This window comes from Phenylobacterium sp. (genome assembly GCF_031181185.1).
GTDB lineage: Bacteria > Pseudomonadota > Alphaproteobacteria > Caulobacterales > Caulobacteraceae > Phenylobacterium.
This window is the reverse complement of sequence record NZ_JAPSKZ010000035.1, coordinates 1-26770: the sequence shown is the minus strand read 5'-3', so window position 1 is coordinate 26770 and position 26770 is coordinate 1. Positions and strand designations below refer to the sequence as shown.

Here is a 26770-nt window from a genome sequence, read left to right as displayed (position 1 = left end):
CGGGCGCTCCCCGGCGCGTTCGGCGCGGGTGGTGCGGTCGCGGCGCTCGGACCGCTCCTCGTGCGCCTGCCGCTCGGTGCTCTCGGTGCTCTCGGTGCGCTCGGGCCGGGGCTCGCCGCGCGGCTTGCGGACCGGCGGAGGAGCTTCGGCGACGGGCTCGGGCGCGGCGGCTTCGGTCGGGGCTTCCTCGCGGCGCGGGCGGTCCTCACGCGGCTTGCGATCCCGGTCGCGGCCGCCGCGTTCGCGGCCTCCACGCTCCCGACTGCCGCTGCGCTCGCGGCCGCCACGGCCGGCGCGAGGCTCGTCCTTGATGTTCGCCCAGTCGAGGTCGAGCGTGACCTCGTCCGGCGTCTTGCCGATCAGCTTCAGGACCTTGTCCAGGTTCTTGCTGTCGGCCGGCGTGACGATCATGAACGCCTCGCCAGTGCGTCCGGCGCGGCCGGTCCGCCCGATGCGGTGGACGTAGTCGTCGGCGTGGTGCGGGACGTCGAAGTTGAAGACGTGGCTGACCGCCGGGATGTCCAGGCCGCGGGCGGCGACGTCAGAGGCCACCAGAAGCTTCAGGCCGCCGGTGCGGAAGCTCTCCAGCGTGCGCATGCGGGTGGCCTGGTCCAGGTCGCCGTGGATGGCGGCGGCGTCGAAGCCGTGCTTCTTCAGCGACTTGGCCACGATATCGACTTCCGACTTGCGGTTGCAGAAGACGATGCCGTTGTTGATCTCGGCGCGGCCGATGAGCTCGCGCAGCGCGGTGCGCTTGGCCTTCGGGTCGGTCGAGGGGATGCGGACGAGGTGCTGGGTGATGGTCTCGGCCGTGGTCGCGGGCCGCGACACCTCGATGCGGATCGGGTCGCGCAGGAACTGCTTGGTCAGCCGGGTGATCTCGGGCGGCATGGTCGCCGAGAAGAACAGCGTCTGCTTGGCCGCCGGCGTCAGCTTGAAGATACGTTCCAGGTCCGGGATGAAGCCCATGTCGAGCATGCGGTCGGCTTCGTCGACCACCATGATCTGGACGCCGGTCATCAGGAGCTTGCCGCGTTCGAAGTGGTCGAGCAGGCGGCCGGGCGTGGCGATCAGCACGTCGACGCCGCGGTCCAGCTTCTGTTCCTGGTCCTTGAAGGAGACGCCACCGATCAGCAGGGCCCACGAGAGCTTCTGCGCCTTGGCGTACTTCTCGAACGACAGCGAGACTTGGTCGGCGAGTTCGCGGGTGGGCGCGATCACCAACGCGCGCGGCATGCGCGCCTTGGCGCGGCCGGCGGCCAGGCGGTCGATCATCGGCAGGGTGAAGGCGGCCGTCTTGCCGGTGCCGGTCTGGGCGATGCCCAGAACGTCCTTGCCCTGAAGCGCGTGGGGGATCGCCTCGGCCTGGATGGGCGTGGCGGTGGTATAGCCGGTGTCGGCGACGGCTTTGAGAGTCGCAGGCGACAGGCCTAGGTCGGAAAATTCGGTCATCAGTTACCGGGTGGGGCGGCGCCCACTCAAGATTGAGGCTGGCGCAACGCGGCTGCGCAGGCGGAGATCGCCACGCGCGCGGAACATACGGAGACACCGGGCTAAGTCAACGCGCGCGCCACGGCAGGGGTCCATCGGCCGCAACGCTTATCGGGTCCGGATCAGGTTGATCTGGATGAAGCCGCGGTAGACTTGGCTGCGCGGCCGGCGCAGTTCGGCCTGGATCTCGCGGCGGGCCCGCCACTCCGCAAAGGCGAGGGCGCGGCGCATGCCGAAGGCGCCGATGCGCGCCATGGGGCCGTCATGCAGGATCGGCGTGACCGCCCTGGCGGAGCTCGGCCCAGCGTACGTCAGAGCGGCGGGACGTCCTGGGCCGTGGGCTGTTTTTTCCGGCCGCCCTTGCCTTGGTCCCCGGCGCTTTCGGGCGCGCCATAGTCGGGCGTCCAGGCCTCGGCCTCGGCGTCGGCGGTGAAGCTGCGGGGTTCGGTCGGGCCGCCGCGGCGCAGGGCCTCGGCGAAGGCTCGGGCCCCTTCGGCCAGGGCGTAGGCCAGGGTGGCGCCCGCCACGCCGACGCCGGTGGCGGCGTCTCCGCCCGCATGGGCGACGCTGTCCTTGGCGTCCTTCGTGACCTGGCGCACCTTGGGATCGTCCTTGGCCTTCAGCCCCGCGGCCACGGCGCCCGCGCCCAGGATGGCCTCCGCGATCAGCGCCTGGCCCTGGCGCGAGGCCAAGAGATCGGCGAAGCGGCCGCGGCGGACCGCTTTCGGCACCTTCACGCCTGCGATGCGCTTGGGAAGGCCGCCGCCCTTCGCCTTCTTCTTCGATTTCGACATAGTCCGGCTCCTGTCTTGCCGGACCTAACGAGCGCCGCCTTGCCGCGTTCCTAGATGTCGAGGTCGGCGGCGGCGAACTCGGCGTTCTCCTGGATGAACCGGAAGCGCAGCTCGGGCTTCCGGCCCATCAGCGCCTCGACCAGATCCTCGACTGTCTCCTCGGCGCGCGGGAGGGTGACGCGGGCGAGCGTCCGCGTCTTGGGGTCCATAGTCGTTTCCTTGAGCTGGGCCGGCATCATCTCGCCCAGACCCTTGAACCGGCTGATCTCGGGCTTCTTGCCCTTGAATTCGGTCGCCAGCAGCTCGTCGCGGTGGGCGTCGTCGCGGGCGTAGACCGCCTTGCCGCCGTGGCTGATACGGTAGAGCGGCGGCAGGGCGAGGTAGAGCCGGCCCGAGCGGATCAGGTCCGGCATCGTGCGGAAGAAGAAGGTGATCAGGAGGCTCGCGATGTGGGCGCCGTCCACGTCGGCGTCCGTCATGATGATGATGCGCTCGTAGCGCAGCTCTTCTTCCTTGAACTTCGAGCCCGGCTGGACGCCCAGGGCCAGAAGCAGGTCCGACAGCTCCTTGTTGCCGCCGAACTTGTCGGTGGAGGCCGAGGCGACGTTCAGGATCTTGCCCCGCAGCGGCAGGATGGCCTGGTTCTTCCGATCGCGGGCCTGCTTGGCCGAGCCGCCGGCCGAGTCGCCCTCGACCAGGAACAGCTCGGTGCCGTCGGTGGCCTGGCCGGCGCAGTCGGCGAGCTTGCCCGGAAGCCGCAGCTTGCGGGTGGCGGAGGCGCGGGCGACCTCCTTGTCGCGACGACGCTTCAGGCGCTCCTCGGCGCGTTCGACGACGAACTGCAGGAGGGCGCTGGCCGCCTTGGGCTGAGCGGTCAGCCAGTGGTCGAACGGGTCGGCGAGGGCCTTTTCCACCAGGCGCTGGGCCTCGCTGGAGGACAGCTTCTCCTTCGTCTGGCCCTGGAACTCCGGGTCGCGGATGAAGACGCTGACGAGGGCGCCGGCCTGGGCCACCACGTCGTCGGCGGTGATCAGGCCGCCGCGCTTCTCGCCGATCAGTTCGGCGTACTGCTTGAGGCCGCGGGTGAGCGCCGCGCGCAGGCCGGATTCGTGCGTGCCGCCTTCGGGCGTGGGCACGGTGTTGCAGTACGACTGCATGAAGCTGTCGGCCTCGCCGAAGCCGGCGGGCGTCCAGGCGATCGCCCATTCCACCTTGCCGGTTTCGCCCGGACGCTCGTAGCGGCCGGTGAAGGGTTCGGGCGTTACGGTCTCGAGGCCCTTGATCCGCTCAGCCAGGAAGTCGGCCAGGCCGTTGGGGAAGCGGAACACCGCCTCGGCCGGGGTCTGGTCGTGGATGCGGGCGGGATCGCACTTCCAGCGGATTTCGACGCCGCCGAACAGGTAGGCCTTCGACCGGGCCATGCGGTACAGGCGCGCCGGCTTGAACACCGCGCCTTCGCCGAAGATCACCGGGTCGGGCAGGAAGGTGATTGCGGTGCCCTTCTTGCGCGTGGGCCCGATCTTCTCGATGCCGCCGAGCGCCTTGCCGCGCGTGAAGGACTGGCGCCACTCGAAGCCGTCCTTGTAAGCCGTGACCTCGACACGCTCGGACAGGGCGTTGACCACCGAGACGCCCACGCCGTGCAGGCCGCCCGAGGTCTCGTAGGCCTTGCCCGAGAACTTACCGCCCGAGTGGAGGACGGTCATGATGACCTCCAGGGCCGACTTGCCGGGGTACTTTGGGTGCGGGTCGACGGGGATGCCGCGGCCGTCGTCGCGGACGGTCAGCGCCCCCTCGGCGTCGAGGGTGACCTCGATCACCTTGGCGTGGCCGGCGACCGCCTCGTCCATGGCGTTGTCCAGCACCTCGGCGAACAGGTGGTGCAGGGCCCGCTCGTCGGTGCCGCCGATGTACATGCCCGGCCGCTTGCGGACGGGCTCCAGGCCTTCCAGCACCTCGATGTCGGCGGCCGAGTAGCCGGGCGTCTTCACGCCGACGACGGCGGGATCGGGGCGCGGCTCATGGCTCTCGGCCAGCGGGGCGGCCGGCGCGGGGTTCAGGGCGTCGTCGAACAGGGAGGCTTGGGCGGTCTTGGGCATCGTCTCGGGAATTTGGCGCGATTCTCCGCCGGTATGGCCCGGTGCGCGGGCCGCGGCAATGCGGCCCGCTGAACCACGCCCGGCCTATTTGCGCGGGGCGTAGATCGCCGAGAGCCGGTCGGGCGTCCCCTCGATCCGCTCCAGCCGCGGGTAGCGCAGGCCGCCCTTCCAATCGAGGGCCACGGTGCGGAAGTGGTCGCCGTCCTTGACGATCAGGCTGATCGGCGCGCCGCCCTTGGCCGCCGTGATCGCCTCCTTGAAGCGGTCGGCGTCGTAGGCGATGCCGTTCACGGCCAGGATCTGGTCGCCAACGGTCAGGCCCGCCTTGAAGGCCGGGCTGTCCCAGAGGACGCCGGTGATCCGGGCCTCGCGGTTCAACACGAGGCCGCCCGAGTAGGTGAGGTCCACGATCTTCCGGTTCGACTCGTTGTCCTTCCAGTAGTCGGTAGGCTTGTCCGTGTAGACCAGGCGGTAGCCGCCCCGCTCGAGGCCGGCCAGCGGCGGTTCGGGAGACACCTGGCGAAGCTTCTCGTCCAGGAACTTGGCCCAGTCGTACGGCTGCACCTTGTTCAGCGTCTCGACCACCTCCTCGAAGGTGTAGGTTAGCGGCTGCTTCCACTCGCCGTCGTTCATGCCGAAGAAGGCGCGGGCGAAGTCGTCCAGGCTGCGCTTGCCGCCGGACTTCTCACGGATCAGCGTGTCGGCTTCGAGCCAGACGAGCTGGCCTTCGGAATAGTAGTCCTCGCTGCGCTGCCACGTGGTCCAGGGGATGGGCCGGCGGCCGGCGATGATCGGGTCGTTGGTGGTGTCCTCGACCGAGCGCCACTGGCGGCCCGGGCGGCCCTCGGAATAGGTCGCCGCCGTCATGGCCAGGGCGTCCAGCGTCTGCTGTTTGGTCACCAGGCCCGACCGAGCGCCAAGGACGAAGCCCCAGTACTGGTCCTGCCCCTCGTAGACCCAGAGCAGGCTGTTGCGCATGGGCTCGTTGAGCGTCGCCTGCCACACGTCGGCGCCGCGGCGGTACTTGCCGTCCCAGGAGTGGGCGTACTCGTGCGGCAACAGGTTCCGCGCCGGCGCGTGCTTGTTCCAGTTGGTGAAGTAGTCCGGGACCGTCCCGTTCTCGGAGGAGCGGTGGTGCTCGAGGCCAATCCCGCCCATGCGCTCCGTCAGCGCCAACAGGAAGTCGTACTGGTCGAAGTGGCGGGCGCCGAACAGCTTGTCGGCCTGGCGGACGAGCTCACGGTGCTTTTCGATCTGCTCGGGCGTCGCCTCCAGGAGCTCGGGGCGGTCGGCGACGATGTTCAGGCGCACCGGCGACTTGCCGCTGGCGTCCAGGTCGTAGCGCTTGAAGTACTTGCCGGCGAAGAGCGGCGAGTCGGTGAAGGTGTCGAAGTCGGTGCGCTTAAACTTCACGAGGCCGCCGGCCTCGGAGGCGGTCTCCATGGCCGTGCCGTAGCCCCAGCCGGCCGGGAGACGGATGCTGGCGTCCACGGGGATGCGGCGCATGTAGTAGCCGGCCGGATACATCGCCAGCGACACGAACTGGGCGTTCAGCATCTCGGGCGTGATCAGGACGCGACCCTGGTCGCCGGCGGTCGGCGTCACATGCTGGAACTCCACCTCGATCACCTTGGCGCCGGCGGGCGGCGAGAGGTGGAAGGCGAAGACCTCGACGGGGTCACGCTTCCAGGGGATGACCTGGCCGTCCGCACGGAAGGTGAGGCCCGCGATGTTGTAGATCGGGTTCCGCGGCGAGTGCCCACCCGGCACCCACTTGGGGAAGAGCACGGTCATGGGGCCCTGGCCGGTGACCGGGATCGTCTGGCGCACCCGGAAGATGCGACGCTCCAGATCGGTGGCGTCGACGTCCACCGTCATCACGCCGGGATAGGCCACGTCCTGCGGCGCCACGATGGGGGGCGCCGGCGGGAGGGGCTGGGGACCGGGGGAGGGCTGGGCGAGGGCGGGGCCGGCCGCGATGAGGGCGGCGAGGGCGAGGGCGGTCGAGCGCATGGACGCCTTAGTATCAGCCCGGCGCGCCGCCGCAATCGCAGCCGCGCACGGCGGCGCTTATCCCAATGACGGCGTCAGTCGCGCAGCGATGGGTCGGTCGGCAGGTGGTCCGAGTAGGGCATGATCAGCCGCCCGTCGGGCGCGGCGGTGAAGCTCGTCTGGGTCGGGTAGGCGAACTCCAGGCCCTCGGCCTTGAACCGCCGCAGGATGGCCAGGCCGATCCGGTGGCGGATGGCGTAGATCTCCTCCCAGTCCGGGCGGAAGACATCGTACTCGACCTCGAACTCGAGCGCGCTGGCCCCGAAGTTGATGAACCCCGAGCGCACGAAGGTCCCGCCCTCGGCCTCTACGATTTCGCGCAGGATCTGAGGGATGCGGTCGGCCAGCGCCGGGTCGGTCTGGTAGATCACGCCGATGGCGAACTTCAGCCGGCGGTGGTCCAGCGTGTGGTAGCTGGTGATCTCCTTCTGCAGCAGGTTGGCGTTGGAGACGATCTTCCGCTCGCCCGTGACGGCGCGCAGGCGGGTGCTCTTCAGGCCGATCTTCTCCACGGTGGCGGTGCTCTTGTCGTAGGTGATCGTCTCGCCGACGCTGAAGGGCTTATCGAAGATGATCGAAAGCGCGGCGAACAGGTCGGAGAAGATGCCCTGTGCCGCGAGGCCGATGGCGATGCCGCCGATGCCGAGACCGGCCACGAGGGCGGTGACGTTCACGCCCACGTTGTCCAGCACCACGATGACCGCCACCGCGAAGATCACCACGGTCACCAGCAGGCGGATGATGCCGGTGGCGTTGGCCAGGGTCTCGCTATGCCGCTCCAGCGCGGTGCGCCGTTCGATCAGGCCCAGGACCACCTCGCGGATCCACACGGCGGCCTGGAACACGGCCACGATCGTGAAGAGGAAGGCGATGGTCTCGGCCACCGGAGCGGGCGGGTTGGCGTAGCCGCCGACCAGGCGCGCGGAGACCATGATCAGGAACAGCTGGTTGGTCTTGCTGGCGGCCCGGCCGACCAGGGCGCGGAAGCCCAGCCGCTCGCCCGGACGGTCCTTCAGCCGAGCGACGAGGCTGCGGGCGAGGCTCAGGCCCAGGTAGATGACGAGCCCGACCGCGAGCGCGATCAGGATCTCGGCGCCGTGCGCCTGGACCCAGGCCACGAGGTCGCGCCAGACCTGTTCCGGCGAGATCGCGATCTTCGGGGTCGTCACCGGCGCCTTGGCAGGCGCCGCTGCGGCGGCCGCGGGGGTCGGCATGGGTCCTCCTGGAAAGCGCTGAGGGCCATTAGAACAGTTCGCCGCCGCCGCCAAAGCTGGACGGCGCCGCAAACACAGCCGATGCGTTAGGCTGCAGGAGTTCCAGGGAGGTTGCGATGCCGATCCGTTCCGCCTTGCTCGCGCTGGCGTCCGCCGCGATCCTGATGCTGGGCGCCTGCCAGCAGTCCACCGCCAACGCCGAGCCGCCGACCAACCCGCCGCCCGGTTCGGCCCCCGGCCGAAGCGCCGCGACCGGCCAGGCCTGCGGCGGCATCGCCGGCATCGCGTGCGCCAGCGCCGGCGACTTCTGCAAAATGCCGACGGGCACGTGCCAAGTGGCCGACAACATGGGCGTCTGCACGACCAAGCGGCCGATGTGCACCCGCGAATATCGTCCGGTCTGCGGCTGCGACGGCAAGACCTACGGCAATCCCTGCGAGGCCGACGCAGCCGGCGTCAGCGTGGCCGCCGAAGGCGAGTGCCGCGCCGGCTGAGGCTCAGGCCGCCGCGGGCGTCGGCCGAGCCTTGGGGAAGGGCTTGAAGGTCAGCGCAATCAGGAATGCGCCGATGCCCAGGCCCCACGAGCCGACGAACAGCCAAGTGTAGCTGGCGAAGGCGTCGAAGATCAGGCCGCCGGTCACCGGTCCGGTGGCCATGCCCAGACCGCCGGCCATCGCTGTGCCGCCGATCACCGTGCCCATCATCCGCAGCGGGAAGTTCTCGCGGGCGATGACCGCATAAAGGGGCATCACGCCTGCGTAGATGAAGCCGAACAGCGCGGCGACGGCATAGAAGCCGCCGAGATCGCTCACCGACGCATAGGCGAGGGCGCCGAAGGCCTGCGCGAAAAGGCCGAGGACCAGGACGCGCTTAGCGCCGAACCGGTCGCCCAGGACGCCGAACGCCACCCGGCCGCCGAGACCCGCCAGGCCCTCCAGGCTGTAGATCGAGACCGCGAGCATCATCGGGATGCCGCAGGCGACGGCGTAGCTGACCGTGTGGAAGATGGGCCCCGAGTGGGTGGCGCAGCACAGGAAGTTCGTCGCCAGGAGGATGGCGAACTGGGGCGACCTCAGAGCCTGGCCGACCGACATGTCGTTCGGGGCGTCGTCAGGCGAGGCCGAGGCGGCGGCGTCGGTCTCGAGCGCAGGCGGGCGGCGGACAAGGAAGCTCAGCGGGATCATGACCGCCGCGACGATCGCCGCCACGATCAGGAGAGTCGTCCTCCAGTCGTGGACCGAGACGAGCCAGGCGACGAGCGGCGACATGGTCATGGGGGCCATGCCCATGCCCGCGGAGACGAGGGACACGGCCAGGCTGCGGTGGGTGTCGAACCAGCCGGTCACGCAGGCCATCATCGGCGCGAAGATCGCCGCCGTGCTGCCGCCGACCGCCAAGCCGAAGACCAGCTGGAACTGGATCAGCTCCGTCGCCCGGCTGGCCAGGGCCAGGCTCGCGGCCAAGATGACCGAGCCCGTGAGCACGACGGCGCGCGGACCGACACGGTCCGACAGCCCGCCCCAGGCCATGCTGCCCACCGCCATGGCGATGAAGCCCAAGGTCATCGCGCCCGAAACGCCCGTCACCGACCAGCCCGTGGCCTTGGACATGGGCGTGAGCAGGACGGGCAGGGAGAACATCGACCCGATCGCGACGCAGCCCAGGAGGCCTCCCGCCGCGACGATCACCCACCGATAGCTTGAACGCTTCACGCTGCGCCTCCCTTGCGGCTCGAACCGTTCCAAGGACGATGCAGCCAGCGGATTTCCGACGCCGCCAAGAGAAAAGGGCCGCGGATCACCTCCGCGGCCCTCGCATTTCACATCAGCTAAGCGCTCTTAGCAGGTGTAATACATGGCGAATTCCACCGGGTGCGGGTGGAGCTGGAGGCGCATGACCTCTTCCATCTTCAGCTCGATGTAGCTGTCGATGAAATCGTCATCCATCACGCCGCCCTTCTTGAGGAAGGCGCGGTCCTTATCGAGGCTCTCGAGCGCCTCGCGCAGGCTGCCGCAGACTTCCGGAACCTTCTTCTGCTCGCGGGGCGGCAGGTCGTAGAGGTTCTTGTCCATGGCAGGACCCGGATCGATCTTGTTCTCGATGCCGTCGAGGCCGGCCATGAGCAGGGCCACGAAGGTCAGGTACGGGTTGCCCATCGGATCGGGGAAACGGGCCTCGATGCGCTTGGCCTTGGGGCTGTCGACGTGCGGGATGCGGATCGACGCCGAGCGGTTGCGCGACGAGTAGGCCAGCTTCACCGGGGCTTCGTAGCCCGGCACCAGGCGCTTGTACGAGTTGGTGGTCGAGTTCGAGAAGGCGTTGATGGCCTTCGCGTGCTTGATGATGCCGCCGATGTACCAGAGGCACATGTCCGACAGGCCCGCGTACTTGTCGCCGGCGAACAGCGGCTTGCCGTCCTTCCAGATCGACTGGTGCACGTGCATGCCCGAGCCGTTGTCGCCGAACATCGGCTTGGCCATGAAGGTGGCGGTCTTGCCGTAGGCGTGGGCCACGTTGTGGATCACGTACTTATAGAGCTGCATCCGGTCGGCCATGGTGATCAGCTCGTCGAACTTGAGGCCAAGTTCGTGCTGGGCCGGCGCCACCTCGTGGTGATGCTTTTCGGGCTTCATGCCGAGCTCGCCCATGACCGCCAGCATCTCGCCGCGCAGGTCCTGGCCCGAGTCGACCGGGTTCACGGGGAAGTAGCCGCCCTTCGGGCCCGGGCGATGGCCCATGTTGCCTTCCGGATAGGACTTGCCCGACGACACCGGCAGCTCGGTGGAATCGTAGGAGTAGCGGGTGTCGTGCGGGGCGGTGTTCCACTGCACGTCGTCGAACACGAAGAACTCGGCCTCGGGGCCGAAGTAGACCGTGTCGCCCACGCCAGCCGACTTCACGTAGGCGAGCGCCGCCTTGGCGATCGAGCGCGGGTCGCGGTTGTACGGCGTGTTGGTGTCGGGGTTCACGACGTCGCAGAACAGGACGAGCGTGGTCTGCTGATAGAACGGGTCGATGTGGGCCGAGGCCAGGTCGGGCCTAAGCTTCATGTCGGACTCGTTGATGGCCTTCCAGCCGGCGATCGACGAGCCGTCGAACATGGTGCCGTCGGTCAGGAAGTCTTCGTCCACCAGGTCGATGTCGAAGGTGACGTGCTGCATCTTGCCGCGCACGTCGGTGAAGCGGACGTCGACGTATTTGACGTCCTTCTCCTTGATCAGGTTCAGGATGTCCTTCGCGGAGGCCATGGTCTTATCCCCTTAGGCTTGGTCTCGATTGATCAGGTCAGATGGCGACGGGTCCGGTCTCGCCGGTGCGGATGCGCATCACGTCGAGGACCTCGGAGACGAAGATCTTGCCGTCGCCGATGCGGCCGGTGCGGGCGGCGGCCGAGATGGCCTCCAGCGCGCGGTCGAGGTGATCGTCGGCGACCACCACCTCGATCTTGATCTTGGGCAGGAAGTCCACGACGTACTCGGCGCCACGGTAGAGCTCGGTCTGGCCCTTCTGCCGGCCGTAGCCCTTGGCCTCGATGACCGTCATGCCCTGGACGCCCAGCTCCTGCAGGGCCTCCTTCACCTCGTCCAGCTTGAACGGCTTGATGATGGCTTCGATCTTTTTCATGGCTCAGCTTTGCTGCGGGACGGACGGGCCGCCCCCGCGGTTGGCGGGACGGAGCACGGCGCGGAGGGCCGCCACAAGGAAACTCGGTTGCTTGCCGCGACGGCCGCCTGGGAAAATGGATCGTCGCCTAAAAAACAGGCGCCGTCGGATCAAAAATCGGTCAGTCCGGAAATCGGCTCTCCAGGCGGACTTCCGGGCCTAGGATGACCAACTCAGCACGTCGGGAGGCGGGTCAAGCATGGGTGATCGCACCCCTGTTCTCATCGGAGCGGGCCAATTCACGTATCGGGGCGATCCGGCGGCGTCGCCGTCGCCGACGGCGCTGCTGAAGATTGCGGCGGAACGGGCGGCGCTGGACGCGGGCGTGGGCGCGGCGGGGCTGGCGGCGATCGACGCCCTGGCCGTCGTGGGCTTCACCATCGATGCGCCGGGGTCGCGGCGGGGCATGATCCCACACTCGACCAACCCGCCGGCCAACCTGGCGAAGCGGATCGGCGCGCAGCCGCGCTGGAGCGTCTATTCCGAGATGGGCGGCAACACGCCCCAGTATCTGATCAACACCCTGGCCCAGAAGATCGCGGCGGGCGAAGCCGACCTGGCGCTCACCGTCGGATGCGAGTTCCTGGGCTCGGCCATGAAGCGGCTGACGAAGGGGCTTTCGTTCGACGAGTGGAAGGCGGACGAGGCCGAGGACCTGCCGGCGCCGCAGCGGATCGGCGATCCGCGCCCTGGCAACACGCCGTACGAGGCCCGCCACGGCCTGGATCGGCCGATCAACATCTATCCGCTGTTCGAGAACGCGCTTCGGGCGCGCGACGGCCGCGCGATCCCCGACCACCAGCGGCGAATGGGCGAGCTGTTCGCGCGCTTCAGCGAGGTGGCGAAGGACAATCCCGACGCCTGGTTCCAGGTCGCCCGCTCGGCCGAGGAGATCGCCACCGTCTCCGATAAGAACCGGATGATCGGCTTCCCGTATCCGAAGCTGATGAACGCCATCATGGAGGTGGACCAGTCGGCGGCGGTGATCCTCGCCAGCGAAGCCAAGGCCCGCGAACTGGGCGTGCCGGAGGACAAGTGGGTCTATCTGCACGGCTGCGGCGACGCGTCGGACCTGTGGCACCCGCTGGACCGGCAGAACTTCCACTCGAGCCCGGCCATGCGGCTGACGGGAAAGAAGGCGCTGGAGATGGCCGGGATCGGCCTGGATAAAATCGACCTGATCGACCTCTACTCGTGCTTCCCGGTGGCGGTGGAGATCGGGGCCGAGGAGCTGGGCCTGTCGCTGGACGACCCGCGCGGCCTGACGGTGACCGGCGGCCTGCCGTACGCGGGCGGCCCCGGGAACAACTACGTCATGCATTCTGTGGCGGTGATGCTGCAGAAGCTCCGGCAGCGGCCCGGCGCCTATGGCCTGATCACCGGCAACGGCTGGTACCTGACGAAGCAGTCGACCGGCGTCTATTCGACGAAGCGTCCCGACAGGCCGTTCGAGCGCGAGGATCCGGCGATCCTGCAGCGCGAGATCGACGCCCTGCCGCATCCGGAGATCGTCGAGCAGCCTGAGGGCCGCGGCGTCATTGAGACCTATACGGTGGTGCACAAGCGCGAAGGGCCGTTCATGGCCATCGTGGTGGGCCGCGACGAGGCTGGGCGCCGTTTCGCTGCGAATACCCCCTCGGATGCGGCGCTGCTTGCCGCTATGGAGACGGCGGAACAGGTCGGGCGCCCGGGAACGGTGCGGCCCGGCCCGGACGGGATCAACATCTTCACACCGGACTAGTCCTGCATGGCGCGCCTCTACCTGATCCGGCATGGCCGGCCGGCCTCCACCTGGGGCGGCCACGACGAGGATCCGGGACTGGACGCCGAGGGCCGCGCGCAGGCCGAGGCGGCGCGGGACTGGCTGCTGGCCCTGCCGACGGAGGAGCGGCCGAGGCGGGTGGCGAGCTCGCCGCTGCGCCGCTGCCGCGAGACGGCTGAGCCCACGGCCGAGGCGATGGGCGTCACGGTCGAGATCGACCCGATCGTCGGCGAGATCCCGACGCCGAAGGACCTGCCGGCGGAAGAGCGCCCCGCGTGGCTGCGCAAGGCCTTCCAAGGGACCTGGGCCGAGATCGAGGGCGATCTGGACTACGAGGCCTGGCGCCGCGCCATCGTCGAGCGGCTGTGCGCCTGCGGCGACACGGCGGTGTTCTCGCACTATGTGGCCATCAATGCGGTGGTCTCGGCGCTGAGCGGCGACGAGCGGGTGCTGGCGTTCCGGCCCGACCACGCTTCGATCACCGTGCTGGAGACCGACGGCGAGCGGCTGACCCTGGTCCGCCGGGGCGCCGAGGCGACGACGGGCGTGCTGTGAGCGTGCGCTCCATCCTGACCGTGGCGGAGATGGCGGCCGCCGACCGCGCCGCCGTCGAGGTCGGCACGTCGGGCGAGGCGCTGATGGAACGCGCCGGGACGGCGGTCGCCGATGCGATCTGCGCCCGCTTCCGGGCCCAGCCGACGGTGGTGCTGTGCGGGCCCGGCAACAACGGCGGCGACGGCTACGTGGTCGCCAGGCTGCTGAAGGCGCGCGGCTGGCCGGTGGAGGTGAGGGCGCTGTCGGAGCCCAGCGCCGCCGACGCCAAGGCGGCCGCAGGGCGGTGGGACGGCCCGACGCGGCCGCTGGATGTCGACCTGCCCGCCGGACTGGTGGTGGACGCCCTGTTCGGCGCGGGGCTGACGCGGCCCCTGGACGGCGTGGCGGCCAGCGTGGCCCAGCGGCTGGCGGCGCGGCCGGACGAGGTCGTCGCCATCGACATGCCAAGCGGGGTGCCCGGCGACACCGGCAATCCCCTGGGACCGGCAGTCTGCGCCGCGCTCACCGTCACCTTCCACGCCCGCAAGCCCGCACATGTGCTGGAGCCCGGCCGGAGCCTGTGCGGCGAGATCGTCATCGCGGATATCGGGCTGGGCGAAACGCCGACCCGGCTGGTCGAGAACCTGCCGGAGCTGTGGCTGCCGCGGTTCCCATGGCCCAGCGCCGCCTCGCACAAGCACGAGCGGGGCCGGCTGGTGGTCGTCAGCGGCGACGCCTGGAGCACGGGCGCGGCGCGGCTGGCGGCGCGGGCGGGCTTGAGGATCGGGGCGGGGCTGGTGACCATACTGTCGCCGACCGAGGCGCTGGCCTCGAACGCCGGACACCTGGAAGCGGTGATGCTGCGGCCGTTCGACACCGACGTGGAGCTGGAGCAGGCGGCCGCCGACGTGGACGCCGCCGTCATCGGGCCGGCGGCCGGCGTCGACGAGGACACCCTGTTGAACGTGCTGGCGCTGGCCCGCACCGGCGCGGCGTTGGTGCTGGACGCCGACGCCATCACCGTCTTCCGCGACGATCCCGACGAGCTGTTCTCGGTGCTGGACCGGGACGACGTGCTGACGCCGCATCCCGGCGAGTTCGAGCGGCTGTTCCCTGGGGTGCTGAAGGGCTCGCCCGAGCGGATAACGGCGGCGCGGGAAGCGGCGAAGCGGGCGGGGGCCGTCGTCCTGCTGAAAGGAGCCGACACGGTCGTGGCCGCGCCGGACGGTCGCGCCGCGGTGAACGTGAACGGCTCGCCTTGGCTCGCGACGGCGGGCTCTGGCGACGTGCTCGCCGGCTTCATCGGCGGGCTGGTCGCACAGGGGATGGACAGCTTCGAGGCGGCCTGCGCGGCCGCCTGGATCCACGCCGAGGCCGCCGAACTGCACGGTCCTGGCCTGATCTCGGAAGACCTGCCGGGGCTGACGCCGGCCGTGTTGCGCCGGCTCTACGACGAGCGCTAGGGCGTCTTTGCTTGGCCCTCGGCCGGACCGCTCCGCTCGGGGCTCCTTAGTCGGCCCTCGGCCGGACCGCTGCGCGGTCCCGATCCGTTCGGGCCTATTCGAAGAGTTCCGCGCGAACGCCGCGGGCCATCTGGACCAGGATCTCGGCCGCCAGGGTGTCCAGCTCGGAGCCCTCGCGGTAGTCGCCGCCGGCGGCGAGGCGGGCCCGGCCGTCCTTGATCAGCTTGTCAGCGGCCGCGTCGGTGATCGGCTTTTCCGGGTCGTAGACCGCAACCGGATGGCCGTGGTGATCCGTCATCACCCGCATCACCGGGATGTCGGTCAGGCCGTCGCCAAAGAAGGCGATGCGGTCGAAGGGCACAGGGCGGTCGCGGTCGGCCTGCACGGCGTTGATCGCGTCGTTGTCCCACTCGTCCAGGGTCCACTTGTTGATGCGGAACAGGTACTGGGTCTTGCCGGTGTAGTTGATCGCAAGCGCCGCCCCGACCGCGTCGCCCTCGGCGTTGAACATGAAGGCCGAGGCGTAGATCCGCTCGAACCAGCCGGCGATGGGCGAGCCCTCGATCAGCTCGCGGTTGCCCGACGAGATGATGAAGTGGCGCAGGTCGAGGCCGAGGGCCTCGGCGCGGGCGTTCTGGCGGGGAAACCAGTCCTCGACGCCGGGAAAGAGGCGCAGGTTCGCTCCGCGTTTGCGCCAGCTCTCCCGCGACAACTCCAGGCCCTTCGCCCGAGCCTTCTCGAGCATCAGGTGCATGTAGGCAAGGATGCCGTCGCCGCGCTGTTCCTCGGCCAGGCGCCGCGTCTCGGCCCAGAACTCGGCGTGGGTCATGCCGAGCTCGTCAGGAATGAAGGCGTGCTCCTGCATGTTGCCTGGGGCCAGGGTGCCGTCGAAGTCGTAGGCGAAAACCGCCAGCGGGCGGGACGAGGAGCTCATGGTCGCTTCCTAGCCGATCCCGTCCGCCGAGGCGATGCGCCGGCGCCACAGTCACGGCCCAGAGAAGCTTGAGCTTAGGATCGCCGACCAGTGTTCGGCGTTCGACGGTCATGCAGACCAAGGACCCCATCTCGGAGCTGGTGGCCCAACTGCGCAAGGCGGTGATCGGCGCTGAGCTGCACCGCGGGCGCGAGACACCGAAGCTTCGTCGCAAACGTCAGTAGGCGCTTCAGCTCCGCCTGTGCCGATGCACCGCGTCGCCCGCAAGCGCGACGCCGGCGATAAGGAGCGGCAGCAGGAAGAAGGCGAGGCGATAGCCAAGGAAGGCGGCGGCGAGCGGCGCCGGCGGCACGCTGGCCAGCAGGGCGGACATCGAGCCCTCGAACACGCCGACGCCGCCAGGCACGTGCGAGGCCAGCCCCACGACCACGGACGGCGCATAGGCGCCGACGAAGCTGAAGTAGCCCACCGAACCCTCGGGCAAGAGGGTCCAGATGATGCCGGCCGCGACGGCGTTGTCGACCGCGCCCAGGCCGATCTGGGCGAGCGCCACGCGCCAGGACGGCAGCTTCAGGCTGTGCCCGAAGCCGCGCAAGGGACGCTTGAGGGTGCCGCACAAGACGACGTAGGCGCTGACACCCGCCAGCAGCAGCACGCCCAGGCCGTCGGCCACCGGCCCGGCGATACGGGTGACGGCCCGGTCGTGGCCGTCGGCGATCAGCAGACTGGCGCCGGCGAGCGCCGACAGACCCACGGCGAAGGAGACGCCGTGGAAGACGGTCGTCGCGGCGACCTGCTTCAGGGAAACGCCGAACCGGTCGTAGAACCGGGCCCGCACCGCCCCCGAAACCAGCAGGTTGGCCCCCAGGGTGTGGCCGATGGCGTTGGCGAGGAACGAGCCCCATAGGGCGGGCGGCAGCGGCAGGCGGGCGCCGGCCCACCGCAGCCCCAGCCACTCGACCAGGCCCATGAGGGTGAAGCTGGCGGCCGAGAGCGTCAGGGCCCAGACCACCGATCCATAGCCCCAGGCCCGCATCGACGCGGCGATCTCGCCCACGCTCACGTCCCGGAACTCGCGCCACAGCACGAAGACGGCGGCGGCCAGCAGCAGGAACGGGATGACGTGCAGGGCCCAGCGGCGGATCAGCGGATAAAAGCGCGAGCCCTGGGTTTCGGGCAGGGCGGCGGCCAGATCCTCTTCCAGGTCCTCCAGACCGCGGGAGTGGCGCTCGGTGGGATCCAGCATCTGCACGCGACGAGGTCTCCGGTGAGTCGGGCCGGATGGGGAACCGATCACCAAGGCGCAGGTTCTTGCCTCGAGTTCGGCCAAAGCATGACGGAGGCGACCATGGCCCGGGAAGATTGGCGCGACGAGGACCGCGAGCGGGATCGGCGCTGGCGGATGGAGCGACGCGACCGCGACGACTTCGGCCAGGCGGACTATTCCACCGACTACGCGTACGACCCGCGCCACCGCACCGGCTACCGCGCCGACGAAGACATCCGGGCGCGGGGCGACGACTACGGCCAGGCCGACTACACCAACGACTGGGCCTACGATCCGGAGCGGGGCCGGCCTTACCGCCGCTTCTCGGACGAGGACCGCGGCTACGACGCGGCGGATCGGCGCTATGACGCCGGCGACAGCCGGGCGCACGGGCCGTCCCGGTCGTGGATGGACCGCGCCGGCCAGTTCCTCGGCGGCGGCGGTGGCCGGCGCCACGAGGACGAGAGCCGTTACGAGGACGACCGGCGCGCGCGCCGTCGCCGCGGACCGTCCGACCGCGTCCTGTGGGCCGTGATCATGGAGCGCCTTGAGGACGAGCGCCGGCTGGACCTTCGCGACGTCGACGTCCTGGTGGAGGACGGCGAGGTGACGCTCAACGGCACCGTCCGGCGCAAGGAGGACAAGCGCCGGATCGAGGACATCGCCGACGTGGAAGGCGTCCGGCACGTGCAGAACAACCTGCGCGTCCGCGACCGCGACCGGGGCTGGACCTTCCTCTAGAGCTCGCGCCTTGGGAACCGGCGGCGGAAGCGCTCGACGACGATGGGGGCGTAGGCGGTCGCAAGGCCGCCCAGGTCCGCCACCCAGTTGTCGATCAGGGGGCCGAGCGGCGCCCCGGCGGGCAGGTGCGAGGCCTCGAGAACGGTCGCGAACAGGAAGTAGCCGGTGGCGATGGTCCGGAGGCGCGTGCGCGGCATGGCCGCGAGTCCGGCGAGCGCGGCGACGTAGAACGCCGCGAAGTGCTGGAGGTAATGCGACTTGACGAAGTCAGGCACCATCCAGGGCGGCAGGAAGACGGCGATGACGATCGCCGCGATCGCGCCCAGGAAGGCGAGCCTCGCGAGCACGGCCAGGGGGCCGCTGTCCGGATAGCGTCCATCGCCAAGGAGGGTGCGGTCTTCGCTCATGCGGGGAGCCTAAGGCGAGAGGCGCGCGGTCGGAACCCCCGGCGGCGGCTCGACCGTTGATGTGCGCATGAGCAAGCCCGTCGTCGTCACCATCCCCCACCAGCTCGGCCGCGTCGAGGCCCGCCGCCGGATCGACGAAGGTATCGGCCGGCTGACCCAGCAGTTCGCCGCCATGGGCGAGGCGCGCCACGCCTGGGACGGCGACGTCCTGAGGTTCGTCGTGGCCGCCATGGGCCAGGAGGTGAACGGCTCCGTCGACGTCCGCGACCAGGAGGTCACCCTCCAGGTCACCTTGCCCGGGTTCCTGGCGATGATCGCCAATAAGGTGAAGGGCAAGATCCAGAAGGAGGGGCAAATCCTCCTGGAGGACAGGCGCAAGACGTGACCGTTCGAAACTCCGCGACGCCTCTGCGGGTTTAAGACCTGAGCCGTAAGCAGGAGAGTTCCAGATGCCGCACAGGCAGACCGAAGACGAAGCCCAACGCGCCTTCACCCACGGGTCGAGCGGCGCGACGGCGGACATGGCGAGCGACAAAGGCGGGGCGATCGAGGAGCACCGCCATATCGACGCGCCCCATTCGCGGCAGGCCGAACCGCTGAAGGAAGGCGAAAAGCCTGACCACATGGCCCGGCGCGAGTCCGACTCGGAAGACCGTCAGGAAGCCCTGCTGGACGAAGCGATCGAAGAGACCTTCCCGGGCTCGGATCCGATCAGCCCCAAGCACATCACCTGACGGGAGACTACTGCGGTGCGCCCACGGTGTCGGCCATGACCGCGCCGCGGGCGCCCAGCGGGTGTTCCGGACCAACGGTGGTGTCCTTCACCGTCTGGTGTTCGATCTCGGAGTTCAACTCGGCCCCTAGCAGCACCACCTGGGCCGAGAAATACAGCCACATCATGAAGCCGATCACGGCCCCCAGCGAGCCATAGGTCTTCTCGTAGTTCGCGAAGTTGGCGACGTAGATCGAGAACGCGGCCGACGCGGCGACCCACAGCAGGATAGCGGCGATGCTTCCGGGCGTGATCCAGCGCCAGCGGACCCGGTCCCGGCTTGGGCCGAACCGGTAGAGCAGGGCAAGGCCGAGGGCGAGGGCGGCCAGCAGGACCGGATAGGTCGTCCAGCGGAACAGGGTCGCGGCGCTTGCGCCCATGTACGGCTCGATCGCGGCTGGCACGGCGAGGGCGGCGATCGACGCCAGGCCGAACAACAGGAAGCCGACCGTGAAGGCCAGCGAGGTGGCGGTCTTCTTGATGAAGCCGCGCTTCTCCTGCTCGTCGTAGGCGATGTTCATGGCGGTGATCATCGCCTTCATGGCCCCGTTGGCGCTCCAGATGGACAGCAGGAGGCCGCCGATGAAGGCCAGGGAGAGACCGCCCTCATGGCCGGCGGACAGGCGAACCAGTTGCTCGCCCACGAACCGCAGCACGTCGGGCGGCAAGACGGCCGACAGCACGGCCAGGTGCCGTTGGGCCTCGGCGACGTCGGCGAACAGGCCGTAAAGCGCGGCGAAGGCGCCCATGGCGGGGAACAGCGCCAGCAGCGTGTAGAAGGTTACGCCGGCGGCCACCAGGGGCGCCTGGTCGTCCCCGAACTCCTTCCACGACCGGATCAGGATGTCCTTCCAGCCCTTCGCGGGGATCTCCTGGGGTTTGTCGGCATGTCGGCCGCGGCTCGCGTCCTGCAGGTGCTCGGGATGGTCGGTGCTGCGGTTCGGATTGGGCGCGTCCCGCGGGCCCTCGCTGGCGCCTGGGGCGGCGGGCGGCTGCGGCGGAGGCGGCGCATCGCGCCGGGCGGCCGCGCGCTCGCGCGGCATCAGGGCGATGCCGGCGAGCACCAGGAACGGGGCCGCCTTGCGGAGCGCGTGAGCCATGACCGGTAACCTCCCTGAACAGCCCGCCAGCAACAGGCAGACCGCACGGGCGGTTCCGGCCTAGGCTTTCAGCGCCTCGTAGGCTTCCTGCGCTTCCAGCCATTCGAGCTCAGCGGCCTCCACGGCGTTCTGGGCCGCTTCCCGGCGGCGGCCGAGTTCCGCGGCCTTCCCCGGGTCCTTCGTGAAGATCGCCGGATCGGTGAGGGCCTGGTCGATCCTGGCGAGTTCCGCGGTCGCACGCGCCAGGGCCGCTTCCGCCGCCTCGGCCCGACGCCGCGCCGGGCCCGTTGGGACCTTGGCCTTCGCGGGCGCGGCGGGCGGTGGCGGTGGCGCAGGCGGCGCCTCGGCCTTCACCTGGCTGGGAGCGCGGGCGGCGATGCGGGCGCGGTCGAGGACGAACCTGGCGTAATCCTCCATGTCGCCGTCGAACGGCTCGATGCCGCCGTCCGCGGCCAGCCACAGCCGGTCGGCGACCAGCTCCATCAGCGAGCGGTCGTGGGTGATGAGGATGACCGCGCCCTCGTAGTCGTTCAGGGCGTCCAGCAGGGCCCGGCGGCTGTCGATGTCGAGGTGATTGGTCGGCTCGTCGAGGATCAGGAGGTGCGGCGCCTCCATGGCCACAAGGTTGAGCAGCAGGCGGGCCCGCTCGCCGCCCGACAGGCTGGCGACCTTGGTCTCGACCTTGTCGTAGCTGAAGCCGAAGGCGGCGATCACCGCGCGACGCCTGGCCTCGGTGGCGTCCGGCAACGCCCGCCGGATGATCTCCAGGGGCGTGTCGTTCGGGTCCATCGCCTCGATCTGGTGCTGGTGGAACCAGCCCACCTTCATCCGCTGCGAGCGGTGGAAGGCGCCGCTCTCGGGCGTCAGCGCGCCGGCCACCAGCTTGGCGAAGGTCGACTTGCCGGCGCCGTTGACGCCGAGCAGGCCGATGCGGTCGTCTATGTCGAGCCGCAGGTTCAGCTTCCGGAGGATCGGCGGGCCGCCATAGCCCACGGCCACGTCCTCCAGCCGCAGCAGCGGCGGGGGCAGGGGACGCTCGGGCGAGGGCAGCAGGAAGGGCGCGACGTGGTCCTCGATGACCGCGGCCACGGGCGGCAGCTTGGCGATCGCCTTCAGGCGCGACTGGGCCTGGCGGGCCTTGGTGGCCTTGGCGCGGAAGCGGTCGACGAACGACTGCATGTGCGCCCGCTTGGCTTCGATCTTGGCGCGGGCGGCCTCCTGCAGCCGCAGCTTCTCGGCCCACTGACGCTCGAAGCTGTCGTAGCCGCCGACATAGAGTTCGAGCTTGCCGTCCTTCAGGTGCAGGATGTGGTCGACCGAGCTGTTCAGCAGCTCGCGGTCGTGGCTGATGACGATCGCGGTGTGCGGGTACTTGCGCAGCCGGGCCTCGAGCCAGAGCGCGCCTTCCAGGTCCAGGTAGTTCGTGGGCTCGTCGAGCAGCAGCAGGTCGGGCTCGGCGAACAGGCTGGCGGCCAGGGCCACGCGCATCCGCCAGCCGCCCGAGAACTCGGCCATAGGTCGCGAGAGGTCGGCTTCCGAGAAGCCCAGCCCCGACAGGATCTCGGCGGCGCGCGAGGGCGCCCGGTCGGCGTCGATCTGGATCAGGCGGTTGTAGATCTCGCCCATCTCCTCGGGCGGCGCGGTGTCGAGCTGGGCGAGCAGGCTGGCGCGCTCCACGTCGGCGGCGAGCACCGTCTCGAGCAGCGGGATGGGCGTGGCCGGATGCTCCTGGGCCACCGAGCCGATCCGGGCGGCCTTGGGCAGGCTGATCTCGCCCGAGCCCAGGGTGAGCTCGTTCAGGATCAGCTTGAACAGCGTCGACTTTCCGACGCCGTTGCGGCCGACGAGACCGACCTTGGCGTCCTTGGGCAGGGTGACGCTGGCGTGGTCGAAGAAGCGACGCCCCCAGGCGTCGAAGACGAGGTCGTTAATCTGAAGCATGACGGACTGACGATGCAGGTTGGCGGGCGCGGACCTGCGCTCGCCGGTCTCGCGATCTCAAGGAAGGTCAGGCTGTAATGTCGCCGCGCCGCCGCCTGACGGGCCGGGCCATAGCAGACGAAAGCGGCTTCGTCAGCGATTGTTGCATCGCAGCGCCTTGGCGAGGCGGGGCCTTGCGGCTATAGACGCGCCACCTCGCGGGGCACCCCGCGGTCCTCCCCATCCTGACAAGAACAAGAAGACCCATGACCGAACGCACCTTCTCGATCATCAAGCCTGACGCCACGCGCCGGAACCTGACCGGCAAGGTCAATGCGGTGATCGAGGACGCCGGCCTGCGCATCGTCGCCCAGAAGCGCATCCGGATGAGCCGCGCCCAGGCCGAGAAGTTCTACGAAGTCCACAAGGAGCGCCCGTTCTTCGGCGAACTGGTCGACTTCATGACCTCGGCTCCGGTGGTCGTTCAGGTGCTGGAAGGCGACAACGCCGTCGCCCGCTACCGCGAAGTCATGGGCGCGACGAACCCGGCACAGGCGGCCGAGGGCACCATCCGCAAGCTGTACGCCGAGAGCGTCGGCGAGAACTCGGTCCACGGCTCCGACAGCCTCGAAAACGCCAAGATCGAGATCGCGCAGTTCTTCACCGACGACGAGATCGTCGGCTGATCTGACGCAACAAGTTCCGGCTCGGCGGGTTACCTCGCCGAGCCCCCCTTCTTCCATCTGTCCCAAGTGAGCATGCGAGAAACCAAGGTTATGCCTGGGTTCTCCGAGCGACTCGCCGCTCAGGCCGAGGCTCGGAAGGCCCTTCTTGAGAAGTTCAAGCCGAAGCCGACCGTCCGCGCGGAAGGCGAGGTGTTCGAGACCCGCGAGCAGCGCAAGGCGCGCGAACTCGAGGAAGTGCGCGCCCGGCGCGCCGCCGAGAAGGAAGCCGCCCGGCTGGCCAAGGAAAAGGCCGACGAGGAAGCCCGTCTCGCCCGCGAGAACGACGAGGAGCTGCAGCTCCAGCTGAAGCGCGAGGAGCGGAAGGCGCGGAAGGCTCAGGCGAAGGCGGAAGCCCGCGCCAAGCGCGAGATGAAGGCGCAGATGCGCCGCTAGTCGTCGGCGACGCCTGTCACCTTGCGGGACATTTCCCCGTAGTAGCCCTGGACCAGCAGTTCGACGGTCTCGCCACGTTCCTCGGCCTCGAAGGCCAGGTCCTTGGCGAGCTGGATGGCGGCCGAGCGCGACAGGTCGTTGGCGACCGGCTGGCCGTCACAGAAGACAGTCCACTCGCCGTCCTTCAGGGTTACTGCGTATTGGACCATTCCTAGACCTTCTTGACGAACCTTCAGCGTACGAAGCGCGGGGAGGTTCCCGGAAGCTTGGCCTTGAGCTGTGGATCACCGGTATTCCGGCGCAGATTCTTGGGAAAAGCAAATCCTTGGACGAGAAAGCTGAGCCGGCCGCGAGCGTTGCCGCAGCGGAACGTCAGCGATCTTTGACGTGACCGCCGGTCCATAGACTGCGAGAGTTCCCGGGCCGGAGGCGCCCATGGAATCCCCGCATCTCATCTACTTCGCCGATCCGATGTGCTCGTGGTGCTACGGCTTCTCGCCGGTCATCGACGACATCCGCCGCGCCTTCGGCCGCGCCCTGCCCATCCGGGTGATCATGGGCGGGCTGCGCCCGGGGACCGAGACCCCGATGACCGAGGCGGCCAAGGCCGAGGTGGTCGGCCACTGGGCCCACGTGCACGAGGCCACGGGCCTGCCGTTCGACCCGGCGGCCCTGGAGCGCGAAGGCTTCCTCTACGACACCGATCCTGCCGCCCGCGCCGTGGTGGTCGTGCGCCGTGACGGCGAGGAGCTGGCGGTCCGATATCTCGCCCGCGTGCAGCGGGCGTTCTACGCAGAGGCCCGGGACGTCACGTCGGGCGAGGTGCTGGCCGACCTGGCCGCCGAGCTGGGGGTCGAACGCGATCGGTTCGCCGAGCAGTGGCGTTCCGAGGAGGCGAAGGCCGAGACCTGGCGCGACTACGCCATCTCGCAGCGTGCCGGCGTCACGGGTTTCCCGACCCTGGTCGGCGGGCCGAACGCCGACGGCGCTTTCGGCGTCGTGACCCGCGGCTATGCGCCGTCGGAGTCAGTCGTGGCCGCGCTGAAGGCCTGGTCGTCGCAGGAAAGCGCCTGATCGTCGCAAGCCCGCAGGGGCGTAACGACACTGTCATCCAACGTGGGTAGCCGAGGTCCGCGCCCGGCTGATACGCCGTGGCCAGACCCATCGAAGCGGGGGGATTCGAGGTGCGTGGCCGTGGTCGGCGAGACCGGGTCAGCGCCGGCGTCCGCCCGCGGCAACCTCAACGACGGACCGCTCCATGCCCACCACCTTCCAGCCTGGCGATGTCGCGATCGTCGCCTTCGGCGCCGATACCGGCGTGAAATCCCTGTCGTTCGTCGTGCTGACGAACGTGGAGGCCGGCACGACCCTGAACTTCACGGATAACGGGTGGCAGGCCGCGGGCGGCTTCCGCGCCAATGAGGGCGTGGTGTCGTACACCTTCAGTAATCCGGTGGCCGCGGGCACGGTGATCACCATCGGCAACCTGACCGGCGGCCTGAACCCCTCGACATCGGGCGACCAGTTCCTGGCCTATCAGGGCTCGGCGAACGCGCCGTCGTTCGTCTTCGCGGTAGACTTCGCCGACGGCAACACGACCTTCGCCGCCGATGCGACCAACTCCAACACCAGCGCCGTGCCCACGGGGCTGACCGTCGGCTCCACCGCGTTGGCGTTCGCGACGGACAACGGCGCCTACACCGGTCCGACAAGCGGAACCGCCGCCGAGCTGAAGGCGGCCATCGCCAACCCCGCCAACTGGACGCTGAACGACACCAGCGGCGTGGCGCCGGTCTCCGGATTCACGATCTCGGGACTCGAGACCTCGGTCTCGATCTCCGACGCCCGGATCGTCGAGGGCGACGACGGCGAGACCCTGATCAGCTTCACGGTGACGCGGTCGAGCAACGCCAGCGCCTTCACCGTCGACTTCGCCACGGGCGGGGGCACGGCGACGGCCGGTGACGACTATCTCGCGGCGCAGGGCACGCTGACTTTCGCGGCAGGCGGCCCCGCCAGCCAGACGGTGACGGTGCGGGTGGTCGGCGACACGACCATCGAGCCCACCGAGACCTTCCAGGTGACCCTCTCGAACCTGCAGTCGGCAGGCGGCGTGGTCCTCTCCGACGCCACCGCAACCGGAACGATCCGGAACGACGACTTCCAGGCGGCCCGGATCTTCGAGATCCAGGGCGCTGGCCACATCTCGGACTTCGACGGTCAGGGCGTGCGGACTGAGGGCGTGGTGACCGCGGTCGACACCAACGGCTTCTGGATCCAGGACGTGACGGGCGACGGGAACGACGCCACCTCGGACGGCATCTTCGTCTTCACCTCCAGCCAGCCGACCGTCGCTGTGGGCGACCTGGTGTCGGTGGGCGGCGTCGTCGACGAGTTCCGGGCTGGGGCGGCGACGAACCTGACCATTACCGAGATCACCGACCCGCTCGTCCGCAAGATCGGCACGGGGACTGTCGCGCCCACGATCCTGGGGCAGGGCGGTCGCCAGGCGCCGACCGAGGTGATCGACAACGACGGCTTCGCGACCTACGACCCCGAACAGGACGCGATCGACTTCTACGAGAGCCTGGAAGGCATGCTGGTCGTCGTGCCGGACGCCCAGGCGGTGGCTGAGTCGGAAGGCTCCTCCACCTGGGTCGTCGCCGACGGCGGCGAGGGCGCCACCGGCATGAGCGACCGCGGCGGCATCACCATCGGCGCCGGCGACATGAACCCCGAGCGGATCCAGGTCTTCGTCGACAGCGGCGTCCTGCCGGGCGTGCGCTCGGGCTATGACATGGGCGACCAGCTGGGCGACGTCACCGGCGTCATCCACTACTTCGGCGGCAACTACGAGGTGGTGGCCACCTCGATCGAGACGCCCGCCGGCGCGGGCGTCCCGGCGGACGACGTCTCCAGCCTTGTGGGCGACGCGACCCACGTGACGATGGCGGCGTACAACCTGCACAACCTGAACGCCGGCGACAGCGCGGCCAAGTTCCAGGCGTTGGCGCAGGACATCATCGCCAACCTGCGCAGCCCCGACATTATCGGCGTCGAGGAGATCCAGGACGCGGACGGCGAGGGGAAGGGCTCGGACATGAGCGGCCTGCCGTCGGTCCAGAAGCTGATCGACGCCATCAAGGCGGCGGGCGGCCCGACCTACGTCTACATCGAGATCGCCCCCGAGCCGGGTACGACTGGCGGCGCCGACGACGCCAACATCCGCAACGGCTTCCTCTACAATCCGGAGCGGGTGGACTACGTCGAGGGCTCGGTCCGGCTGGTGGATCCCGACAACTCGGCGTTCTTCGGGAGCCGCAAGCCGCTGGCCGCCGACTTCGTGTTCCGCGGCGAGACGATCACAGCCATCGACGTCCACTCGACCTCGCGCCTTGGCAGCGATCCCGGCCTGTTCGGCGAGCGTCAGCCCCCTCCG

At 69.5% G+C, this 26770-nt stretch carries 26 protein-coding genes; 11 read left to right on the top strand and 15 right to left on the bottom strand.

What is annotated here, in order from left to right; genetic code table 11:
* The 6 genes from RIF93_RS06500 to RIF93_RS06475 all read right to left on the bottom strand — a co-directional run.
* A partial coding sequence (locus RIF93_RS06500; RefSeq protein ID WP_309089603.1) for a DEAD/DEAH box helicase occupies window positions 1-1452 on the bottom strand: 1452 nt, incomplete at its 3' end.
* A gap of 147 nt (window positions 1453-1599) precedes the next feature.
* Window positions 1600-1746 (bottom strand): hypothetical protein, encoded by a 147-nt coding sequence (locus RIF93_RS06495; protein ID WP_309089601.1) that lies wholly within the window; start codon window positions 1744-1746, stop codon window positions 1600-1602.
* A gap of 56 nt (window positions 1747-1802) precedes the next feature.
* Window positions 1803-2285 carry a hypothetical protein gene (locus RIF93_RS06490; RefSeq protein WP_309089599.1) on the bottom strand — a complete coding sequence of 161 codons (483 nt, stop codon included), beginning with the start codon at window positions 2283-2285 and terminating at the stop codon, window positions 1803-1805.
* 50 nt (window positions 2286-2335) lie between these two features.
* On the bottom strand, window positions 2336-4384 hold the full coding sequence (gene parE / locus RIF93_RS06485; protein ID WP_309089597.1) for a DNA topoisomerase IV subunit B: 2049 nt from the start codon (window positions 4382-4384) through the stop codon (window positions 2336-2338).
* An 84-nt stretch (window positions 4385-4468) separates the two neighbouring features.
* Window positions 4469-6397, bottom strand: a complete 1929-nt coding sequence (locus RIF93_RS06480) for a PDZ domain-containing protein (protein WP_309089595.1) — start codon at window positions 6395-6397, stop codon at window positions 4469-4471.
* Window positions 6398-6471: 74 nt separating this feature from the next.
* Window positions 6472-7650 carry a mechanosensitive ion channel domain-containing protein gene (locus RIF93_RS06475; protein ID WP_309089593.1) on the bottom strand — a complete coding sequence of 393 codons (1179 nt, stop codon included), beginning with the start codon at window positions 7648-7650 and terminating at the stop codon, window positions 6472-6474.
* Window positions 7651-7766: 116 nt separating this feature from the next.
* Here RIF93_RS06475 and RIF93_RS06470 point away from each other — a divergent pair, with 116 nt between their 5' ends.
* Window positions 7767-8144, top strand: a complete 378-nt coding sequence (locus RIF93_RS06470; protein ID WP_309089591.1) for a Kazal-type serine protease inhibitor family protein — start codon at window positions 7767-7769, stop codon at window positions 8142-8144.
* A 3-nt stretch (window positions 8145-8147) separates the two neighbouring features.
* Here RIF93_RS06470 and RIF93_RS06465 read toward each other — a convergent pair whose 3' ends face one another.
* The 3 genes from RIF93_RS06465 to RIF93_RS06455 all read right to left on the bottom strand — a co-directional run bounded on the left by RIF93_RS06465 (window position 8148) and on the right by RIF93_RS06455 (window position 11274).
* On the bottom strand, window positions 8148-9362 hold the full coding sequence (locus tag RIF93_RS06465) for an MFS transporter (protein ID WP_309089589.1): 1215 nt from the start codon (window positions 9360-9362) through the stop codon (window positions 8148-8150).
* 126 nt (window positions 9363-9488) lie between these two features.
* A complete protein-coding gene (gene glnA / locus RIF93_RS06460) occupies window positions 9489-10898 on the bottom strand; it encodes a type I glutamate--ammonia ligase (protein ID WP_309089587.1) in 1410 nt (469 codons plus the stop codon).
* Window positions 10899-10935: 37 nt separating this feature from the next.
* The gene (locus RIF93_RS06455; protein WP_309089586.1) at window positions 10936-11274 is read right to left on the bottom strand and encodes a P-II family nitrogen regulator; all 339 of its coding nucleotides are present in this window, start codon (window positions 11272-11274) and stop codon (window positions 10936-10938) included.
* A gap of 238 nt (window positions 11275-11512) precedes the next feature.
* Here RIF93_RS06455 and RIF93_RS06450 point away from each other — a divergent pair, with 238 nt between their 5' ends.
* The 3 genes from RIF93_RS06450 to RIF93_RS06440 are packed head-to-tail and all read left to right on the top strand — an operon-like array spanning window position 11513 to window position 15072.
* Window positions 11513-13054, top strand: coding sequence for an acetyl-CoA acetyltransferase (locus RIF93_RS06450; RefSeq protein ID WP_309089584.1), 1542 nt, complete (start codon window positions 11513-11515; stop codon window positions 13052-13054).
* 6 nt (window positions 13055-13060) lie between these two features.
* Entirely contained in the window at window positions 13061-13630 is a 570-nt protein-coding gene (locus RIF93_RS06445) for a histidine phosphatase family protein (RefSeq protein WP_309089582.1), read from the top strand.
* Window positions 13627-15072 (top strand): NAD(P)H-hydrate dehydratase, encoded by a 1446-nt coding sequence (locus tag RIF93_RS06440; protein WP_309089580.1) that lies wholly within the window; start codon window positions 13627-13629, stop codon window positions 15070-15072. Before RIF93_RS06445 ends, RIF93_RS06440 begins: the two co-directional genes overlap by 4 nt.
* A gap of 94 nt (window positions 15073-15166) precedes the next feature.
* Here RIF93_RS06440 and RIF93_RS06435 read toward each other — a convergent pair whose 3' ends face one another.
* Window positions 15167-16006, bottom strand: coding sequence for an HAD family hydrolase (locus tag RIF93_RS06435; RefSeq protein ID WP_309089578.1), 840 nt, complete (start codon window positions 16004-16006; stop codon window positions 15167-15169).
* Between the two features lie 229 nt (window positions 16007-16235).
* Window positions 16236-17252, bottom strand: a complete 1017-nt coding sequence (locus RIF93_RS06430) for a lysylphosphatidylglycerol synthase domain-containing protein (RefSeq protein ID WP_309089607.1) — start codon at window positions 17250-17252, stop codon at window positions 16236-16238.
* Window positions 17253-17339: 87 nt separating this feature from the next.
* Here RIF93_RS06430 and RIF93_RS06425 point away from each other — a divergent pair, with 87 nt between their 5' ends.
* Window positions 17340-18014 carry a BON domain-containing protein gene (locus RIF93_RS06425; RefSeq protein ID WP_309089577.1) on the top strand — a complete coding sequence of 225 codons (675 nt, stop codon included), beginning with the start codon at window positions 17340-17342 and terminating at the stop codon, window positions 18012-18014.
* Here the strand turns inward: RIF93_RS06425 and RIF93_RS06420 are convergent.
* Complete coding sequence (locus tag RIF93_RS06420; RefSeq protein WP_309089575.1) at window positions 18011-18421, bottom strand: hypothetical protein; 411 nt, start codon at window positions 18419-18421, stop codon at window positions 18011-18013. The genes RIF93_RS06425 and RIF93_RS06420 overlap by 4 nt on opposite strands.
* A gap of 67 nt (window positions 18422-18488) precedes the next feature.
* On the opposite strand from RIF93_RS06420, the gene RIF93_RS06415 reads away from it, so the two are divergent.
* Together RIF93_RS06415 and RIF93_RS06410 are read left to right on the top strand one after the other, a co-directional pair.
* Window positions 18489-18806 (top strand): polyhydroxyalkanoic acid system family protein, encoded by a 318-nt coding sequence (locus RIF93_RS06415; protein WP_309089573.1) that lies wholly within the window; start codon window positions 18489-18491, stop codon window positions 18804-18806.
* Window positions 18807-18870: 64 nt separating this feature from the next.
* Window positions 18871-19155 carry a hypothetical protein gene (locus tag RIF93_RS06410; RefSeq protein WP_309089571.1) on the top strand — a complete coding sequence of 95 codons (285 nt, stop codon included), beginning with the start codon at window positions 18871-18873 and terminating at the stop codon, window positions 19153-19155.
* 7 nt (window positions 19156-19162) lie between these two features.
* On the opposite strand, the gene RIF93_RS06405 is transcribed toward RIF93_RS06410, so the two are convergent.
* Together RIF93_RS06405 and RIF93_RS06400 are read right to left on the bottom strand one after the other, a co-directional pair.
* Window positions 19163-20293 (bottom strand): YihY/virulence factor BrkB family protein, encoded by a 1131-nt coding sequence (locus RIF93_RS06405; RefSeq protein ID WP_309089569.1) that lies wholly within the window; start codon window positions 20291-20293, stop codon window positions 19163-19165.
* Between the two features lie 60 nt (window positions 20294-20353).
* The gene (locus RIF93_RS06400) at window positions 20354-22234 is read right to left on the bottom strand and encodes an ABC-F family ATP-binding cassette domain-containing protein (RefSeq protein ID WP_309089567.1); all 1881 of its coding nucleotides are present in this window, start codon (window positions 22232-22234) and stop codon (window positions 20354-20356) included.
* A 245-nt stretch (window positions 22235-22479) separates the two neighbouring features.
* Between RIF93_RS06400 and ndk the strand changes: the two genes are divergently transcribed.
* Together ndk and RIF93_RS06390 are read left to right on the top strand one after the other, a co-directional pair.
* Window positions 22480-22899: a nucleoside-diphosphate kinase gene (gene ndk, locus RIF93_RS06395; RefSeq protein WP_309089565.1), complete on the top strand. Its 420-nt coding sequence runs from the start codon at window positions 22480-22482 to the stop codon at window positions 22897-22899.
* A gap of 72 nt (window positions 22900-22971) precedes the next feature.
* Window positions 22972-23331 (top strand): DUF6481 family protein, encoded by a 360-nt coding sequence (locus RIF93_RS06390; protein ID WP_309089605.1) that lies wholly within the window; start codon window positions 22972-22974, stop codon window positions 23329-23331.
* Here RIF93_RS06390 and RIF93_RS06385 read toward each other — a convergent pair.
* Window positions 23328-23540 (bottom strand): hypothetical protein, encoded by a 213-nt coding sequence (locus RIF93_RS06385; RefSeq protein ID WP_309089563.1) that lies wholly within the window; start codon window positions 23538-23540, stop codon window positions 23328-23330. The genes RIF93_RS06390 and RIF93_RS06385 overlap by 4 nt on opposite strands.
* 226 nt (window positions 23541-23766) lie before the next feature.
* Here RIF93_RS06385 and RIF93_RS06380 point away from each other — a divergent pair, with 226 nt between their 5' ends.
* Both RIF93_RS06380 and RIF93_RS06375 read left to right on the top strand, forming a co-directional pair.
* Entirely contained in the window at window positions 23767-24405 is a 639-nt protein-coding gene (locus RIF93_RS06380) for a DsbA family protein (protein ID WP_309089561.1), read from the top strand.
* 184 nt (window positions 24406-24589) lie between these two features.
* Window positions 24590-26770 (top strand): Calx-beta domain-containing protein (locus RIF93_RS06375; protein WP_309089559.1); only part of this gene is annotated, 2181 nt, incomplete at its 3' end.

What these genes read in the sequence shown, in the direction of transcription:
- RIF93_RS06480 (WP_309089595.1), bottom strand. Translation starts at nt 6,397, where the DNA reads ATGCGCTCGACCGCCCTCGCCCTCGCCGCCCTCATCGCGGCCGGCCCC.
- RIF93_RS06450 (WP_309089584.1), top strand. Translation starts at nt 11,513, where the DNA reads ATGGGTGATCGCACCCCTGTTCTCATCGGAGCGGGCCAATTCACGTAT.
- RIF93_RS06400 (WP_309089567.1), bottom strand. Translation starts at nt 22,234, where the DNA reads ATGCTTCAGATTAACGACCTCGTCTTCGACGCCTGGGGGCGTCGCTTC.
- RIF93_RS06380 (WP_309089561.1), top strand. Translation starts at nt 23,767, where the DNA reads ATGGAATCCCCGCATCTCATCTACTTCGCCGATCCGATGTGCTCGTGG.
- RIF93_RS06470 (WP_309089591.1), top strand. Translation starts at nt 7,767, where the DNA reads ATGCCGATCCGTTCCGCCTTGCTCGCGCTGGCGTCCGCCGCGATCCTG.
- RIF93_RS06445 (WP_309089582.1), top strand. Translation starts at nt 13,061, where the DNA reads ATGGCGCGCCTCTACCTGATCCGGCATGGCCGGCCGGCCTCCACCTGG.
- RIF93_RS06495 (WP_309089601.1), bottom strand. Translation starts at nt 1,746, where the DNA reads ATGGCGCGCATCGGCGCCTTCGGCATGCGCCGCGCCCTCGCCTTTGCG.
- RIF93_RS06385 (WP_309089563.1), bottom strand. Translation starts at nt 23,540, where the DNA reads ATGGTCCAATACGCAGTAACCCTGAAGGACGGCGAGTGGACTGTCTTC.
- parE (WP_309089597.1), bottom strand. Translation starts at nt 4,384, where the DNA reads ATGCCCAAGACCGCCCAAGCCTCCCTGTTCGACGACGCCCTGAACCCC.
- RIF93_RS06490 (WP_309089599.1), bottom strand. Translation starts at nt 2,285, where the DNA reads ATGTCGAAATCGAAGAAGAAGGCGAAGGGCGGCGGCCTTCCCAAGCGC.
- RIF93_RS06435 (WP_309089578.1), bottom strand. Translation starts at nt 16,006, where the DNA reads ATGAGCTCCTCGTCCCGCCCGCTGGCGGTTTTCGCCTACGACTTCGAC.
- RIF93_RS06420 (WP_309089575.1), bottom strand. Translation starts at nt 18,421, where the DNA reads ATGAGCGAAGACCGCACCCTCCTTGGCGATGGACGCTATCCGGACAGC.
- RIF93_RS06475 (WP_309089593.1), bottom strand. Translation starts at nt 7,650, where the DNA reads ATGCCGACCCCCGCGGCCGCCGCAGCGGCGCCTGCCAAGGCGCCGGTG.
- glnA (WP_309089587.1), bottom strand. Translation starts at nt 10,898, where the DNA reads ATGGCCTCCGCGAAGGACATCCTGAACCTGATCAAGGAGAAGGACGTC.
- RIF93_RS06410 (WP_309089571.1), top strand. Translation starts at nt 18,871, where the DNA reads ATGCCGCACAGGCAGACCGAAGACGAAGCCCAACGCGCCTTCACCCAC.
- RIF93_RS06390 (WP_309089605.1), top strand. Translation starts at nt 22,972, where the DNA reads ATGCGAGAAACCAAGGTTATGCCTGGGTTCTCCGAGCGACTCGCCGCT.
- RIF93_RS06455 (WP_309089586.1), bottom strand. Translation starts at nt 11,274, where the DNA reads ATGAAAAAGATCGAAGCCATCATCAAGCCGTTCAAGCTGGACGAGGTG.
- RIF93_RS06415 (WP_309089573.1), top strand. Translation starts at nt 18,489, where the DNA reads ATGAGCAAGCCCGTCGTCGTCACCATCCCCCACCAGCTCGGCCGCGTC.
- ndk (WP_309089565.1), top strand. Translation starts at nt 22,480, where the DNA reads ATGACCGAACGCACCTTCTCGATCATCAAGCCTGACGCCACGCGCCGG.
- RIF93_RS06405 (WP_309089569.1), bottom strand. Translation starts at nt 20,293, where the DNA reads ATGGCTCACGCGCTCCGCAAGGCGGCCCCGTTCCTGGTGCTCGCCGGC.
- RIF93_RS06425 (WP_309089577.1), top strand. Translation starts at nt 17,340, where the DNA reads ATGACGGAGGCGACCATGGCCCGGGAAGATTGGCGCGACGAGGACCGC.
- RIF93_RS06430 (WP_309089607.1), bottom strand. Translation starts at nt 17,252, where the DNA reads ATGCTGGATCCCACCGAGCGCCACTCCCGCGGTCTGGAGGACCTGGAA.